The organism is Pseudomonas sp. M30-35, assembly GCF_002163625.1.
Classification (GTDB): Bacteria; Pseudomonadota; Gammaproteobacteria; order Pseudomonadales; family Pseudomonadaceae; genus Aquipseudomonas.
Map to the genome: position 1 here is coordinate 4,388,344 of NZ_CP020892.1, position 14,259 is coordinate 4,402,602.

The 14,259-nt window shown below is 54.0% G+C and carries 16 protein-coding genes; 13 read left to right on the forward strand and 3 right to left on the reverse strand.

The window, feature by feature from the left end; all coding sequences use genetic code 11:
* Positions 1–51 precede the first annotated feature (51 nt).
* The 7 genes from hslV (at position 52) to B9K09_RS20170 (ending at position 8,255) form a co-directional block, all read left to right on the forward strand.
* Positions 52–585 carry an ATP-dependent protease subunit HslV gene (gene hslV / locus B9K09_RS20140; protein ID WP_087518476.1) on the forward strand — a complete coding sequence of 178 codons (534 nt, stop codon included), beginning with the start codon at positions 52–54 and terminating at the stop codon, positions 583–585.
* Positions 586–616: 31 nt separating this feature from the next.
* Entirely contained in the window at positions 617–1,957 is a 1,341-nt protein-coding gene (gene hslU, locus B9K09_RS20145; RefSeq protein WP_087518477.1) for an ATP-dependent protease ATPase subunit HslU, read from the forward strand.
* 220 nt (positions 1,958–2,177) lie between these two features.
* Positions 2,178–2,552, forward strand: a complete 375-nt coding sequence (locus B9K09_RS20150; RefSeq protein WP_087519201.1) for a gamma-butyrobetaine hydroxylase-like domain-containing protein — start codon at positions 2,178–2,180, stop codon at positions 2,550–2,552.
* A 340-nt stretch (positions 2,553–2,892) separates the two neighbouring features.
* Positions 2,893–4,572: a class II poly(R)-hydroxyalkanoic acid synthase gene (phaC, locus tag B9K09_RS20155; protein ID WP_087518478.1), complete on the forward strand. Its 1,680-nt coding sequence runs from the start codon at positions 2,893–2,895 to the stop codon at positions 4,570–4,572.
* 138 nt (positions 4,573–4,710) lie between these two features.
* Positions 4,711–5,568 (forward strand): poly(3-hydroxyalkanoate) depolymerase, encoded by an 858-nt coding sequence (gene phaZ, locus B9K09_RS20160; protein WP_087519203.1) that lies wholly within the window; start codon positions 4,711–4,713, stop codon positions 5,566–5,568.
* Between the two features lie 277 nt (positions 5,569–5,845).
* Complete coding sequence (gene phaC, locus B9K09_RS20165) at positions 5,846–7,528, forward strand: class II poly(R)-hydroxyalkanoic acid synthase (RefSeq protein ID WP_087518479.1); 1,683 nt, start codon at positions 5,846–5,848, stop codon at positions 7,526–7,528.
* A 112-nt stretch (positions 7,529–7,640) separates the two neighbouring features.
* Complete coding sequence (locus B9K09_RS20170) at positions 7,641–8,255, forward strand: TetR/AcrR family transcriptional regulator (RefSeq protein WP_087518480.1); 615 nt, start codon at positions 7,641–7,643, stop codon at positions 8,253–8,255.
* A 59-nt stretch (positions 8,256–8,314) separates the two neighbouring features.
* Here B9K09_RS20170 and B9K09_RS20175 read toward each other — a convergent pair whose 3' ends face one another.
* From B9K09_RS20175 to B9K09_RS20185, 3 genes are all read right to left on the reverse strand, one after another.
* Complete coding sequence (locus B9K09_RS20175; protein WP_087518481.1) at positions 8,315–9,133, reverse strand: phasin family protein; 819 nt, start codon at positions 9,131–9,133, stop codon at positions 8,315–8,317.
* A 10-nt stretch (positions 9,134–9,143) separates the two neighbouring features.
* Positions 9,144–9,584: a phasin family protein gene (locus B9K09_RS20180; RefSeq protein WP_087518482.1), complete on the reverse strand. Its 441-nt coding sequence runs from the start codon at positions 9,582–9,584 to the stop codon at positions 9,144–9,146.
* Between the two features lie 122 nt (positions 9,585–9,706).
* Positions 9,707–9,982: a polyhydroxyalkanoic acid system family protein gene (locus B9K09_RS20185; RefSeq protein ID WP_087518483.1), complete on the reverse strand. Its 276-nt coding sequence runs from the start codon at positions 9,980–9,982 to the stop codon at positions 9,707–9,709.
* A gap of 144 nt (positions 9,983–10,126) precedes the next feature.
* Here B9K09_RS20185 and ubiE point away from each other — a divergent pair, with 144 nt between their 5' ends.
* The 6 genes from ubiE (at position 10,127) to tatA (ending at position 14,146) form a co-directional block, all read left to right on the forward strand.
* Positions 10,127–10,897: a bifunctional demethylmenaquinone methyltransferase/2-methoxy-6-polyprenyl-1,4-benzoquinol methylase UbiE gene (gene ubiE / locus B9K09_RS20190; RefSeq protein ID WP_087518484.1), complete on the forward strand. Its 771-nt coding sequence runs from the start codon at positions 10,127–10,129 to the stop codon at positions 10,895–10,897.
* On the forward strand, positions 10,897–11,514 hold the full coding sequence (locus B9K09_RS20195; RefSeq protein WP_087518485.1) for an SCP2 domain-containing protein: 618 nt from the start codon (positions 10,897–10,899) through the stop codon (positions 11,512–11,514). The genes ubiE and B9K09_RS20195 overlap by 1 nt, the downstream gene beginning before the upstream one ends.
* Positions 11,511–13,097, forward strand: coding sequence for a ubiquinone biosynthesis regulatory protein kinase UbiB (gene ubiB / locus B9K09_RS20200; protein ID WP_087518486.1), 1,587 nt, complete (start codon positions 11,511–11,513; stop codon positions 13,095–13,097). Before B9K09_RS20195 ends, ubiB begins: the two co-directional genes overlap by 4 nt.
* Positions 13,098–13,159: 62 nt before the next feature.
* Positions 13,160–13,561: a phosphoribosyl-AMP cyclohydrolase gene (gene hisI / locus B9K09_RS20205; RefSeq protein ID WP_087518487.1), complete on the forward strand. Its 402-nt coding sequence runs from the start codon at positions 13,160–13,162 to the stop codon at positions 13,559–13,561.
* A complete protein-coding gene (locus B9K09_RS20210) occupies positions 13,554–13,886 on the forward strand; it encodes a phosphoribosyl-ATP diphosphatase (RefSeq protein WP_087518488.1) in 333 nt (110 codons plus the stop codon). Before hisI ends, B9K09_RS20210 begins: the two co-directional genes overlap by 8 nt.
* A 26-nt stretch (positions 13,887–13,912) precedes the next feature.
* Positions 13,913–14,146, forward strand: coding sequence for a twin-arginine translocase TatA/TatE family subunit (tatA, locus tag B9K09_RS20215; RefSeq protein ID WP_087518489.1), 234 nt, complete (start codon positions 13,913–13,915; stop codon positions 14,144–14,146).
* Positions 14,147–14,259: the final 113 nt, after the last annotated feature.

Here is a 14,259-nt window from a genome sequence, read left to right on the forward strand (position 1 = left end):
CCATTTGTTTCTACACTGGGCATTTTCGCCCTCAGCGTGGAGACTCACCCCTTGACCACAATCGTATCAGTGCGCCGCCACGGCAAAGTCGTCATGGGCGGCGACGGCCAGGTTTCTTTGGGCAACACCGTGATGAAAGGCAACGCGAAGAAAGTTCGCCGCCTGTACCACGGCCAAGTACTCGCAGGTTTTGCTGGCGCAACTGCAGACGCCTTCACCCTGTTTGAACGTTTTGAAGGCAAGTTGGAAAAACATCAGGGCCATTTGGTCCGCGCCGCTGTTGAGCTGGCGAAAGACTGGCGTACCGACCGCTCACTGAGCCGCCTCGAAGCCATGCTCGCGGTCGCTAACAAAGATGCTTCGCTGATCATTACTGGCAACGGCGATGTCGTTGAACCGGAACACGGCTTGATCGCCATGGGTTCTGGCGGTGGCTTCGCCCAAGCCGCGGCAATCGCTTTGCTGCAAAACACCGAAGACATGAGCGCTCGCGAAGTGGCCGAAAGCGCACTCAATATCGCCGCCTCAATTTGTGTATTCACCAATCAGAATTTGACTATCGAGGAACTGGACTCGGCGATTTAATCCGCCTGAGCGCCATTCGGAGCCCTTATCCATGTCCATGACACCCCGTGAAATTGTCCACGAACTGAATCGCCATATTATTGGCCAGGATGACGCCAAGCGTGCTGTTGCGATTGCCTTGCGTAACCGCTGGAGACGCATGCAGCTGCCTGCTGAGTTGCGTGCTGAAGTCACGCCCAAGAACATCTTGATGATTGGCCCGACCGGGGTCGGTAAAACAGAAATAGCCCGACGTCTGGCTAAGCTGGCTAACGCGCCATTCCTCAAGGTCGAAGCGACCAAATTCACCGAAGTGGGCTATGTCGGCCGCGATGTTGAATCGATCATTCGCGATCTGGCAGATGCCGCACTAAAAATGCTTCGCGAGCAGGAAATCATCCGCGTGCGCCACCGCGCCGAAGATGCTGCCGAAGATCGCATTCTCGATGCCCTGCTCCCACCTGCGCGTTCGGGTTTCCAAGAGGAAGCCGCTCCAGCCACTGATTCCAACACTCGCCAACTGTTTCGCAAGCGCTTGCGTGAAGGCGAGCTGGATGACAAAGAAATCGAAATCGAAATCGCAGACAGCCCAGCCGGTATCGAAATCATGACCCCTCCGGGCATGGAAGAAATGACCAACCAGCTGCAAAACCTGTTCTCGAACATGGGTAAAGGCAAAACCAAGAGCCGTAAGCTCAAAGTTAAAGATGCTTTGAAGATGGTTCGCGACGAAGAAGCGGCGCGCCTGGTTAATGAAGAAGAGCTCAAGACTCGTGCGCTGGAAGCCGTTGAACAGCACGGTATTGTTTTCATCGACGAAATCGACAAAGTCGCCAAGCGCGGCAACACCGGCGGTGCTGATGTATCGCGCGAAGGTGTGCAACGTGACTTGCTACCACTGATCGAAGGCTGCACCGTCAACACTAAACTGGGCATGGTCAAGACCGACCACATCCTGTTTATTGCCTCCGGCGCCTTCCACCTGAGCAAGCCGAGTGATCTGGTGCCAGAGCTGCAGGGTCGCCTGCCCATTCGCGTCGAACTGAAAGCCTTGAGCCCAGAAGACTTCGAGCGAATTCTCACCGAACCCCATGCATCACTGACCGAGCAATACGCAGCCCTTCTCAACACCGAAGGGCTGGGTATCGAGTTTGTCGGCGATGGTATTAAGCGTATTGCTGAGATTGCCTGGCAGGTCAACGAAAAGACCGAAAACATTGGGGCTCGTCGCCTGCACACCTTGCTTGAGCGCCTGCTCGAAGAAGTGTCGTTCAGCGCTGGCGATATAGCGGCCGAGCATACTGGCAAGCCAATCCAGATCGACGCGGCTTACGTCAACAACCACTTGGGCGAACTGGCCGAAGACGAAGATCTGTCGCGCTATATTCTCTAACTATGTCGTAGGATGGGTAATGCTTTTTTACCCACCAAACTGGCTAGACTGTAAGGGTGGATGATGCTTTTCATCCACCCTTTTGCCGACAGACAATCGAGTAAGTAACTAACACTTGGATGTTTTGATCTTGAGCACATGGTGGACAAGCTTCGCGTTGTCGCACCCTGCGCAAGACCAACGACTGCCTTTAACCATCAGCACGGCGTAAGCAATGACCATGGCGAAAATTCCCAGCGCAATCGAACTGCACAAAGCATCGAAAACCCTGACGCTGAAATACGCCGAGGACAGCTACACCTTGTCTGCCGAGTTTTTACGCGTCCATTCGCCTTCTGCAGAGGTGCAGGGACACGGCAATCCAATCCTGCAAACCGGTAAGATTAACGTCGGTTTGAGCAGCATCGAACCCGCAGGCAACTACGCACTAAAACTGTGCTTCGATGACGGCCATGACAGCGGGCTTTTCAGCTGGGACTACCTTTACCAGCTTGCCACTCGTCAGGATCAGCTCTGGTCAGACTACCTCGCAGAGCTGCAAGCCGCTGGCAAGTCACGCGACCCCAACGAGTCGATTGTGCGGCTCATGCAGTAATACCTCAGGGTACGATTTTCTGCGGCATGCTCTATATCAAGATGCCGCGCACCAAATCTGTCACTCCAGCGCCCGCAGTCAGCTATCGCTGCACAGTTAGAACGCATTTTCTAATCTCTGAAGGCATACTGCTTTTCACCCAAAGCAGTGCACGTGTGTCTTGCGCAAACGTAAAAACTCGGGTAACCAAGTAACTGGCAAGTTACCTGCATCTGGAGCATCCAGCGGCATACAGTCGTCATGTTGATTGCATACGGTAACTCGAGTCATGCCAAGCTCTTCATTATGGCCACGTGCATAATGCAATTGAGGTAGGTGTCTTAGGACAATGGAGCGTCAAATGGTTGATAAAAATAATGATGCGCTGAAGCATCAAGCTTCAGAGAACACCCTTGGGCTCAATCCCGTTGTTGGAATCCGCGGTAAAGACCTGCTCACATCGGCGCGGATGGTCCTGTCCCTTGCGCTAAAACAACCCTTACACAGTGCCAAGCATGCCGCGCACTTTGGCCTTGAGCTTAAGAACGTTATGTTTGGCCAGTCTGACTTACAGGCCGACCCCACTGACCGCCGTTTCAGCGACCCAGCCTGGAGCCAGAACCCACTCTACAAACGCTACCTGCAGACCTATTTGGCGTGGCGCAAAGAACTGCACCACTGGATCGACGAAAGTACCTTATCGCCACAAGATGCCAGCCGCGGCCATTTCGTGGTCAACCTCATGACTGAAGCCATGGCGCCAAGCAACACGCTGGCGAATCCAATGGCGGTCAAACGTTTCTTTGAGACGGGCGGCAAAAGCCTGCTCGACGGTCTCTCACACCTCGCCAAAGACATCGTCAATAACGGCGGTATGCCCAGCCAAGTTAATATGTCTGCCTTCGAGGTCGGTAAAAATCTGGCCACCACAGAAGGCGCTGTGGTCTTTCGTAATGACTTGCTCGAACTGATTCAATACTCGCCCGTCACCGAGCAAGTTCACGAGCGGCCACTGCTGGTCGTTCCGCCGCAAATCAACAAGTTCTATGTATTCGACTTGTCGACAGAAAAAAGCGTTGCGCTGTTTCTTTTGCGCAACGGCGTGCAGACCTTCGTCGTCAGTTGGCGCAACCCGACTAAAGCCCAGCGCGAGTGGGGCCTGAGCACCTATATCGAAGCGCTTAAAGAAGCGATTGATGTGGTCAGCGCCATTACCGGCAGTAAAGATATCAACATGCTTGGCGCCTGTTCTGGCGGCTTGACCACCACCTCGTTACTCGGCCATTACGCCGCATTGGGCGAGCAGAAAGTCCATGCCCTGACCTTACTGGTGAGTGTGCTCGACACCCAGCTAGATTCTCAGGTCGCGCTGTTCGCCGATGAAAAAACCCTGGAGGCCGCAAAACGTCGCTCATACCAAGCAGGCGTGCTTGAGGGCAGCGACATGGCGAAAGTATTTGCCTGGATGCGCCCCAATGACTTGATCTGGAATTATTGGGTCAACAATTACTTACTGGGTAACGAGCCGCCTGTTTTCGATATCCTGTACTGGAACAATGACACTACACGCTTGCCAGCGGCCTTGCATGGCGAGTTCATTGATATGTTCGTCACCAATCCGCTGACACGCGCGGGCGCACTTGAAGTCTGCGGCACGCCGATTGACCTTAAACAGGTTAAAAGTGATCTGTTTTGCGTTGCAGGTAGCGCTGACCACATCACTCCTTGGGAGTCTTGCTACAAGTCAGCCAAGTTATTTGGTGGCAATTGTGAGTTTGTGCTTTCGAGCAGCGGCCACATCCAGAGCATTCTCAACCCGCCTGGCAACCCCAAGTCACGCTACATGACCAATACCGAAATGCCGGATGAGGCCAAAGACTGGCAGGCAAGCGCCACCAAACACACCGACTCCTGGTGGCTGCACTGGCAACAATGGCTAGCTGAACGCTCAGGGAAGACCAAACCGGCAAAAGCCCAGCTTGGCAATAAAAAATACCCAGCGGGTGAAGCCGCACCGGGTACCTACGTACACGAACGTTAACTAACTGCGCACTGCGCACTGATGCCCGCAGCGCTATATAGCGCTGCTCATTGAAACTCAGCGAACCAGAATGATCTGGTGGCTATGAATACAGCCAGAACCGTCTTTGCCGACGGTTTAACTGATAGGGCTATGCGTATGTCGCTACCATTTGTATTTCGCACCATCGAACTGGATGGCCAGACAATCCGTACCGCGGTTCGCCCCGGTAATAGCAAGATAGCGCCGCTGCTGATCTTCAACGGCATCGGCGCCAACCTTGAGTTGGTCATGCCGTTCGTTAAAGCACTCGACCCCGAACTCGAAGTCATCGCTTTCGATGTGCCTGGGGTTGGTGGTTCATCAACACCCAGCACACCGTATCGCTTTCCCGGGCTCGCCAAACTGGCAGCGCGGATGCTCGACTACCTCGATTACGGTCAGGTCAATGTCATCGGCGTATCCTGGGGGGGCGCGCTAGCTCAGCAGTTTGCTCACGACTACCCCGAACGTTGCAAAAAACTGGTTTTGGCAGCGACGGCAGCGGGCGCAGTAATGGTTCCGGGAAAACCTAAAGTATTGCTGCGCATGGCCAGTCCTCGTCGCTATATCCAGCCCTCATACGGCGTACAAATTGCGCCAACCATCTACGGCGGTGCATTTCGCCGTGACCCGAAGCTGGCTATGGCCCATGCCAGTAAAGTGCGCTCATCAGGCAAAGTCGGTTACTACTGGCAACTGTTCGCAGGCCTGGGTTGGACCAGCATTCACTGGCTGCACAAGATTCGTCAACCCACACTGGTGCTGGCCGGTGATGACGACCCCATTATTCCGTTGATCAATATGCGGCTGCTGGCTTGGCGTATTCCAAATGCTGAGTTGCATGTGATCGATGACGGTCATCTATTTCTCGTGACCCGCGCTGAAACTGTTGCGCCGATCATCATGAAATTCCTCGACGAAGAGCGTCAACGCGCAGTCATGCATCCCGTCCCTGTTGCGACCTCAACCCATTAATCAGGTAAGCGGCAGTCATGAGACTGTCGCACTCTTGTAGTGCTTGCTGCCTATAGTTGACTCATTTAAGCGCTAGATGGTTTTTTGCCTGCAGAACTCACAGGCTCTGCAATGCAGGTTTAGCCACATTGGTACAAGCCTTGCTGCTCAATATAAAACAATGAGTCCTGGCGTCCTTGTATGCACTCATCTACTGCTTTGAAGTTGCTCAACCCAGCTCAATAGCACAGAAAAGCACACAAGGATTCGCAGCAAAATAACGACGGAGTGTTATTTCATGCCTGATAAAATTAGCAAAAGCAGCTTGCCAAGTTCGGCCAGAGCCATGAATGCGCAAAACGCTATTTCTGGCCTTCGCGGTCGCGATGTTATCTCTACATTCCGTGTTCTAGCGCTGCAAGGACTTAAACAGCCAGTACACAGTGCCAAGCATTTGCTAGCATTTGGCAGTCAGCTAGGTCGCGTGCTGGTCGGCGATACGCCGCACAAGGTCAACCCACACGACAGCCGTTTCAGTGACCCGACCTGGCACCTCAACCCCTTCTACCGCCGCAGCTTGCAAGCCTATCTGGCATGGCAAAAACAGCTGAACAGCTGGATAGATGAAAGCGCGCTGTCGGCCGATGACCGCACTCGCGCGCGCTTTGTTTCGTCGTTGTTGAGCGATGCGCTATCACCGTCCAATAGCTTGCTCAACCCACTGGCCCTGAAAGAGCTTTTCAACAGTGGCGGCAGCAGCGTTTTCAAAGGACTCAACCATCTGCTTGATGATTTGCTGAACAACGGCGGCATGCCCAGCCAAGTCAGCAAGCATGCATTTGAGGTCGGTCGGAACCTGGCAACGACGCCCGGTTCGGTGGTGTTTCGCAACGAAATGCTGGAGTTGATCCAGTACAAACCGATGAGCGAAAAGCAGTACGCCAAACCACTGCTTATCGTGCCGCCGCAGATCAACAAGTTCTATATTTTTGACCTGTCGCCTGAGAAGAGCTTCATCCAGTACGCCCTGAAAAACAACCTGCAAACCTTTGTTGTCAGCTGGCGCAACCCTGACCCACAACATCGCGAGTGGGGCCTTTCAAGCTATGTGCAAGCACTTGAAGAGGCGCTTGATGCCTGCCGCGCCATTACCGGCAGCAAAGACGTTAACCTGCTCGGTGCCTGTGCTGGTGGCTTGACCATTGCCGCGCTGCAAGGGCATTTGCAGGCTAAACGCCAACTGCGAAAAATCTCCAGCTCAACCTATATGGTCAGCCTGCTCGACAGCCAGATCGAAAGCCCGGCAATGTTATTTGCCGACGAGAAGACGCTTGAAGCAGCCAAGCGGCGCTCCTATCAACAAGGTGTACTCGATGGCCGTGACATGGCCAAGGTATTTGCCTGGATGCGGCCCAATGACTTGATCTGGAATTACTGGGTCAATAACTACTTGATGGGCAAGTTACCGCCCGCCTTCGACATCCTTTACTGGAATAACGACAACACGCGTCTGCCAGCAGCGCTGCATGGCGATTTGATCGAGTTCTTCAAGTACAACCCGTTGACCCGAGCCGGCGCCCTGGAGATTTGCGGCACGCCGATTGATATGCAGAAGGTCAACGTCGACAGCTTTAACGTCGCGGGGATCAATGACCACATCACCCCGTGGGATGCTGTCTATCGCTCGACCCTGCTGCTCGGTGGCGACCGACGCTTCATTTTGTCGAACAGCGGGCATATCCAAAGCATTCTTAACCCGCCAGGCAATCCTAAGGCTAACTTCTTCGAGAACCCCAAACTCACCTCGGACCCTCGCGCCTGGTATTACGATGCAAAAAACCAGCAAGGCAGTTGGTGGCCTCTATGGTTGGAGTGGATTCAAGCGCGCTCGGGCACTCAGCGCGAAACCATTATGGCCATTGGTGATCAGAACCACCCACTGTTGGCAGACGCGCCCGGTAATTACGTGCATGTGCGCTAGGGAGTTTCCTGGCGCACCCAGGCAACTCGCAATGCGAGCACAACCTGCTACTGGTCGAAACCGCGTGACACAGTTATCTTGAGGCCATGAGCATCAACAATAAGAAACCAGCATGAAAACTCGTGAACGGATTCTCGAATGCGCCCTGATGTTGTTCAACCAAGAGGGCGAGCCTAATGTTTCAACCCTTGAAATCGCTAACGAGCTCGGCATTAGCCCGGGCAACCTGTATTACCACTTCCACGGAAAAGAACCTTTAATCAACGAGCTCTTTGAGCGTTTTCAAGCTGAACTTGCACCTTTGCTTGACCCACCCGAAGACGCACAACTGGATGTTGAGGATTACTGGCTGTTCCTGCACTTGATTGTCGAGCGCATGGCCAACTACCGTTTTCTATTCCAGGATTTATCCAACCTGACCGGACGCCTGCCGAAAATTGCCCGCGGCATGCGCCACTGGCTTAACGCGCTCAAGCGCACGCTAGCAGCTTTGCTTGGGCGGCTCAAAGCTGAAGATCAACTGCTCAGCGACACCCAATCCCTTGGCCAACTTGTTGAGCAGATAACCCTGACACTGCTGTTCTCACTCGACTACCAACGCATCGTCGGCAATGAAGGCGAAAGCCGTTTAGTGGTCTACCAGGTGATGATGCTGGTTGCACCGCACTTGAACGCCGAGTCACGGTTTGCCGCCGAGCACCTTGCCCAGCGCTACTTGGAAAACTAGTTCGCAGATAGCAAAAAGCCCGGCACAAATGCCGGGCTTTTTGTTTAATCGCTAAACGCTTACGACTGTGTAGTAGGCGTCGCTGGAGTTGCTGCCGGTGTAGCCGCTGCTGGCGCAGCAGGTGTGGCCGGTGTAGCGGTAGCTGCGGGTTTAGCTGCAGTTGGTTTGGCTGCTGGCTTAGCCGCTGGCTTGCGCACTGCTGGCTTCTTTGCCGCTGGTTTGGCAACCGGCTTAGCAGCAGGTTTTGCAGCGGTTTTAACCGCAGGCTTAGGCGCAGGTTTCGCAGCTGCTTTAACGGCCGGTTTAGCAGCAGGCTTAGCCACAGCTTTTGCCGCAGGCTTGGCTGCCGCCTTGGCGACTGGCTTTTTCGCCGCAGGTTTAGCCGCTGCTTTTGGTGCTGGCTTAGCCGCAGTTTTAGGCGCAGGTTTGGCCGCAGGCTTAACCGATTTAACCGAAACGCCGGTGAGCTTTTCGATTTGCTTGGTCAGGCTTTCAACTTTTGCGTTAAGCGCTTTCACTTCATTGCGGCTCGGAACACCAAGACGCGAAATAGCATTGTTCAAACGCTTGTCAAAAGCCTCTTCCAGCTCGCCCCACTTGCCAATTGCCCGGCCACGTACTTCGTCGACTTTCGACTTGGCAGAACCTACACGTGAGTCAACGGAAGATTTAGCAGCACCCACTTGTTTGTCGACTTCGGTCTTGGCTTGCTTCTCAGCTTTCTCGCCATCCTTGACCAACGTATCGAACAGCTTAGTGCCGTCCTTGCTGACTTTGGAGTAGGCGCCCAAACCGGCCAGCCAAATTTGACGAGAGTAACGCTCTACGCCACCGATCCACGAACTAGCTTCTTTTTCGACTTTCTTTTTAACAGCCATCCGACTCTCCTTATTTGGTACGCGAGACGTGATCAAGCAAAGCACTCAGCTCATCCAGCTTAGCAGAGAGAACATCGATGTCCTGCTTTGACGGAATACCAATACGGTTCAGAGCGGAGGCAACACGAGTGTCGAACGCCTTCTCGATTTTGTCGAGTTGCAATTCAACTTTGCCTTTAACGCTGCTGACATTACTGCGCACATTGCTTTTCACGCTGTCGATTTGACTGTTAGCCGCATCAACTTGTTCATCCACAATTTTTTTGCCTTTCTGCTCAACACCTTCACCGGTCTTGATCAGTTCTTTCAAATACTCAACGCCTTCCTGACCGGCTTTGGCGTATGCGCCCAAACCAGCAAGCCAGATTTTACGCGCATAGATTTTGGCGTCGGTCAGCACAGTGGCGCTGTCTTCGACAACAACTTTCTTTTTGATAGCAACTTTTGACATGGTGCACCTCACTCAAAATATTTAGAGGAAACGCCCACAAAGTGCAGGCTTGAGACACACCATATCGATGAAAATTAGAAACTACATACTAAGAGCTGCAATTAATGCGCAACCCCAAACGGCTAGGCGAGATGCTTGTCCAGCACCTGCTCAATCTCGCGCTTGATCGTGCCGCTCAATGCCGAGAGCATTAAACCAAGGCTGAGTTGCACGCGGACCTGGTCCTCGCCAACCTCAATTCGACCGTCAGCGCCGCTGCGCTTGAATTCGAGCACATCACCGTTCCATTGATAACGCACGCCATATTCGTTGGATAAGCGCTCTGCAAGATATTCAGCCTTCTCCCGGGCGCCATCGCGACCCAGTGAATGTGGCCGTTGAATGTCAATTTTAGCCATTGGCTTCCTCGTGACTTTGACCCTAATGGGCCTGACTATAGCAGGCCAATTGGTCGCTCTGCTCGCGGCCATATAGCGCATGCCAAGACATAAACCATGTCGCGGGTTTAGAATGGCGCTCACTATGATTCAAGTGAGCGCAACATGAACGATCCGCGCAAGAACAGCGACAGCGAACCGACCACACACTTTGGCTTTAAAGACGTGCCGGAAAGCCAAAAGGCTGAAAAAGTCGCAGAAGTGTTCCACTCGGTGGCAGCAAAATACGACGTCATGAATGACCTGCTTTCTGGCGGCATGCACCGCCTGTGGAAGCGCTTTACCATTGAACTGTCCGGCGTTCGTGTCGGCAACAAGGTGCTCGACATCGCGGGCGGCACTGGCGACCTCACGCGCCAGTTCTCACGCTTGGTCGGCCCTACTGGCGAAGTGGTCCTGGCGGACATCAATGACTCGATGCTTAAAGTCGGCCGTGACCGCCTGCTTGATCGCGGCGTTGCTGGCAACGTCAAATTTGTTCAGGCGGACGCCGAAAAACTGCCATTCCCGGATAACCACTTTGACTGCGTGACCATCGCCTTTGGCCTGCGCAACGTGACCCATAAAGAGGACGCTCTGCGTTCGATGTTGCGGGTGCTCAAGCCGGGTGGACGCTTGTTGATTCTGGAGTTCTCCAAGCCATCAAGCGCCATGCTCTCGAAAATCTACGATCGTTACTCATTCACCTTTATGCCGCTGATGGGCAAGCTGATCACCAATGACTCGGAAAGCTACCGCTATCTGGCTGAGTCGATCCGCATGCATCCCGATCAAGACACGTTGAAGGCGATGATGGTCGATGCCGGTTTTGAGCGCACCACGTACCACAACATGACCGGTGGTATTGTCGCGCTGCACCGGGGTATCAAACCCTGATGTTGCTGAGTGGGCTACTGGCTGGTGTTGAAGCCGGCCTCAACCGGGTGCTGGCGCTGGACAGCACTGCTCTGCCGCGTCTTGAGCCTCTGGCTGGCAAGGTGATCGCAGTTGACTGTCAGGCGCCAGCATTGAGCCTGTTCATCATGCCCGACGGTGAAGGACTGATGCTTGCCGCCCACTGGGAAGGTGACGTTGATTGCCGGTTACGTGCGCCCGCATCCAGTTTGATTCGCCTGGCCACCAGCAGCGATAAAACAGCGGTGCTGCACAGCCCGGAAGTTGAGCTCGAAGGCGACAGCGCAGTATTGCTCGACCTTAGCGCCGTACTTCAAGACCTCGAACTCGACTGGGAATACGAACTGTCACGCTGGCTCGGTCCAGTCGGCAGCCAACTCCTGGGTAGCCACCTGCGCAGCCGCGCTAGCTGGACTTCGCAAACACTCGATACCTTGCGTTTGAACCTCGCCGATTATCTCAGCGAAGAATCACGCACCCTGGTTGGACAACGTGAAGCCAATGCACGCTTCACTGAACTGGATGACCTCAAGTTAGCCCTCGACCGTCTCGATGCGCGCATCGAACGTCTCGCCCAACGTAGTAAGCCCAAAGAATGAAGCTGCTCGCCGTACGTCGCTTGTTTCGAATTCTGCGTGTAATCATCCGCTATCAGCTTGATGACTTACTCTTTGCCTTACCGTTGCCGCTGTGGCTGCGCGTGCTCAGCTATGCCCTGCCGTGGCGATGGTTACCGCGCAAGGACTTGGGTCTAAGCCGCGGTGAGCGCTTACGCTTATCCCTTGAAGAACTCGGGCCAATTTTCATCAAGTTTGGCCAGCTGCTCTCCACCCGCCGCGACCTGATGCCGCTCGACGTCGCCGATGAGCTGACCAAGCTGCAAGATCAAGTACCACCGTTCGATCCTGCGCATTCCCTGGCACTTATCGAAGAGCAGCTCGGCGCCAAGGTAGCCGACACCTTTGCCCGTTTTGATCCACAGCCACTGGCATCCGCTTCAGTGGCTCAGGTTCACGCAGCTCGGCTGAAAACCGGTGAAGAAGTGGTGATCAAGGTAATCCGCCCCGGCCTCAAACCGGTGATTCGCCAAGATATCGCCTGGTTGTTCATCATCGCCAAGGTTGCTGAGAAAGCGTCTGCTGATGCTCGACGCTTGCGCCCGGTAGAAGTGGTTAGCGATTACGAGAAAACTATTTACGACGAATTGGATCTGCTGCGCGAAGCCGCGAATGCGAGTCAGCTGCGACGTAACTTTGAAGGTTCGCCCCTGCTTTATGTGCCGCAAATCTACTGGGATTATTGCCGCCCGAAAGTGCTGGTCATGGAGCGCATATACGGCATCCCTGTGACCGACCTGGCGACGTTGGCTGACCAACGCACGGACATGAAGCTTCTGGCTGAGCGTGGGGTAGAGATTTTCTTTACTCAGGTGTTCGACCACAGTTTTTTCCACGCCGACATGCACCCCGGCAATATCTTCGTCAGCACCAGCCAACCCTGGAACCCAAAGTACATTGCTATCGATTGCGGCATCATTGGCAGCCTGACCCCAGAGGATCAGGACTATTTGGCGCGTAATCTGCTGGCATTCTTCAAGCGTGACTATCGCCGCGTCGCACAATTGCACATCGACTCAGGCTGGGTTCCCGCGCAAACCAAGGTCAATGATTTCGAGGCGGCAATCCGCACCGTCTGCGAGCCTATTTTCGAGCGACCACTCAAGGATATTTCCTTCGGTCAGCTGTTGATGCGCCTGTTCCAGACCGCACGACGCTTCAATATGGAAGTCCAGCCGCAGTTGGTGCTGCTGCAAAAGACCTTGCTCAACATTGAAGGTCTCGGTCGCCAGCTTTACCCAGACCTTGACTTGTGGAGCACCGCCCAGCCATTTTTAGAGCGCTGGATGCGTGAGCGAATCAGCCCGCTGCATTTGCTACGCAATCTGCAACAACAAGCAGAGCAGGTGCCGCACCTGTCGCAGATTGCCCGCGATACACTGGAGAAGCTCAACCAGCAGCAACTTACCGTTAAAACGGTCGAGCCAAGCCATACGTGGCCCACTCGTCTGCTCGGTGGCGTACTGATTGCTGGCGCGGTTAACCAGGGTTTGCTGCTTGATCTGATCGCATGGCCGGTCTGGACAATGCTCGTGGCAGGTATTTATCTGGTACTGCGCCGATAGCCACGCCCGAGCCGTACTGGCAAACTAGAGACTCGAAAAGCCCGAATTGGGCGGAATCTGCAATGAACGATTGGCTTGATGAAATAAATTGGAACAGCGATGGTTTGGTTCCGGCGATTGCTCAGGATCATCAAAGTGGCCGTATCCTGATGATGGCCTGGATGAACCGTGAGGCACTGGCTCTGACCGCCAGCGAGAACCGCGCCATTTACTGGTCACGCTCGCGTGGCAAACTGTGGCGCAAAGGCGAGGAATCCGGTCACGTACAAAAGCTCCATGAGCTGCGTCTGGATTGCGATGCCGATGTGATCATTCTCAAAGTCGAGCAGCTCGGCGGAATCGCTTGCCATACTGGGCGTGAAAGCTGCTTCTATCGCGTATTTGAAAATGGCGCGTGGAAAACAGTCGACGCGGTCATCAAAGACCCAAAAGCAATCTATGCCGAAGGACACAGCCATGACTGACACCCTGACCCGCCTGGCTGAAGTACTTGAGTCGCGCAAAGGCGCGGCGGCAGATTCCTCGTATGTAGCAAGCCTGTATGACAAAGGTTTAAACAAGATTTTAGAGAAAGTCGGCGAAGAATCAGTTGAAACCATCCTCGCCGCGAAGGATGCTGCCATCAGTGGCGATTGCAGCGACGTAATTTACGAAACAGCCGATCTGTGGTTTCACAGCATGGTTATGCTTGCCGCCCTTGGGCAACACCCTCAAGCTGTGCTGGACGAATTGGATCGACGCTTTGGATTGTCTGGACACGCAGAAAAAGCTGCACGTTCAGAGTCCTAAACCTTATTTAAATCGGAGTAAACATCATGGGTTTCGGTGGAATTAGCATTTGGCAGCTTCTGATTATCCTGCTGATCGTAGTCATGTTGTTCGGCACCAAGCGCTTGAAAGGTGTCGGTTCTGACCTCGGCGATGCAATCAAAGGGTTCCGTAAGTCGATGGGCAATGAAGACGCGGACAAACCGCCGGTTGAGGACGAAAAAGGCCAGACCTTTGACGCTCAGGCGCGCAAGGTTGAAGACCCAACCAAGAAAGACTAAGTATTCTTTAGTCAGCTCGCTTGATCCAAACGGCCCGCCCGGATGCCGCGCAGCACTAATGCGTAGCATCTGCTGGCTGCTCACCCGCTCTCCAGCAGGTCCTGTGTTACAGG

What these genes read in the sequence shown, in the direction of transcription:
- hslU (WP_087518477.1), top strand. Translation starts at nt 617, where the DNA reads ATGTCCATGACACCCCGTGAAATTGTCCACGAACTGAATCGCCATATT.
- B9K09_RS20150 (WP_087519201.1), top strand. Translation starts at nt 2,178, where the DNA reads ATGGCGAAAATTCCCAGCGCAATCGAACTGCACAAAGCATCGAAAACC.
- phaC (WP_087518478.1), top strand. Translation starts at nt 2,893, where the DNA reads ATGGTTGATAAAAATAATGATGCGCTGAAGCATCAAGCTTCAGAGAAC.
- phaZ (WP_087519203.1), top strand. Translation starts at nt 4,711, where the DNA reads ATGTCGCTACCATTTGTATTTCGCACCATCGAACTGGATGGCCAGACA.
- phaC (WP_087518479.1), top strand. Translation starts at nt 5,846, where the DNA reads ATGCCTGATAAAATTAGCAAAAGCAGCTTGCCAAGTTCGGCCAGAGCC.
- B9K09_RS20170 (WP_087518480.1), top strand. Translation starts at nt 7,641, where the DNA reads ATGAAAACTCGTGAACGGATTCTCGAATGCGCCCTGATGTTGTTCAAC.
- B9K09_RS20175 (WP_087518481.1), bottom strand. Translation starts at nt 9,133, where the DNA reads ATGGCTGTTAAAAAGAAAGTCGAAAAAGAAGCTAGTTCGTGGATCGGT.
- B9K09_RS20180 (WP_087518482.1), bottom strand. Translation starts at nt 9,584, where the DNA reads ATGTCAAAAGTTGCTATCAAAAAGAAAGTTGTTGTCGAAGACAGCGCC.
- B9K09_RS20185 (WP_087518483.1), bottom strand. Translation starts at nt 9,982, where the DNA reads ATGGCTAAAATTGACATTCAACGGCCACATTCACTGGGTCGCGATGGC.
- ubiE (WP_087518484.1), top strand. Translation starts at nt 10,127, where the DNA reads ATGAACGATCCGCGCAAGAACAGCGACAGCGAACCGACCACACACTTT.
- B9K09_RS20195 (WP_087518485.1), top strand. Translation starts at nt 10,897, where the DNA reads ATGTTGCTGAGTGGGCTACTGGCTGGTGTTGAAGCCGGCCTCAACCGG.
- ubiB (WP_087518486.1), top strand. Translation starts at nt 11,511, where the DNA reads ATGAAGCTGCTCGCCGTACGTCGCTTGTTTCGAATTCTGCGTGTAATC.
- hisI (WP_087518487.1), top strand. Translation starts at nt 13,160, where the DNA reads ATGAACGATTGGCTTGATGAAATAAATTGGAACAGCGATGGTTTGGTT.
- B9K09_RS20210 (WP_087518488.1), top strand. Translation starts at nt 13,554, where the DNA reads ATGACTGACACCCTGACCCGCCTGGCTGAAGTACTTGAGTCGCGCAAA.
- tatA (WP_087518489.1), top strand. Translation starts at nt 13,913, where the DNA reads ATGGGTTTCGGTGGAATTAGCATTTGGCAGCTTCTGATTATCCTGCTG.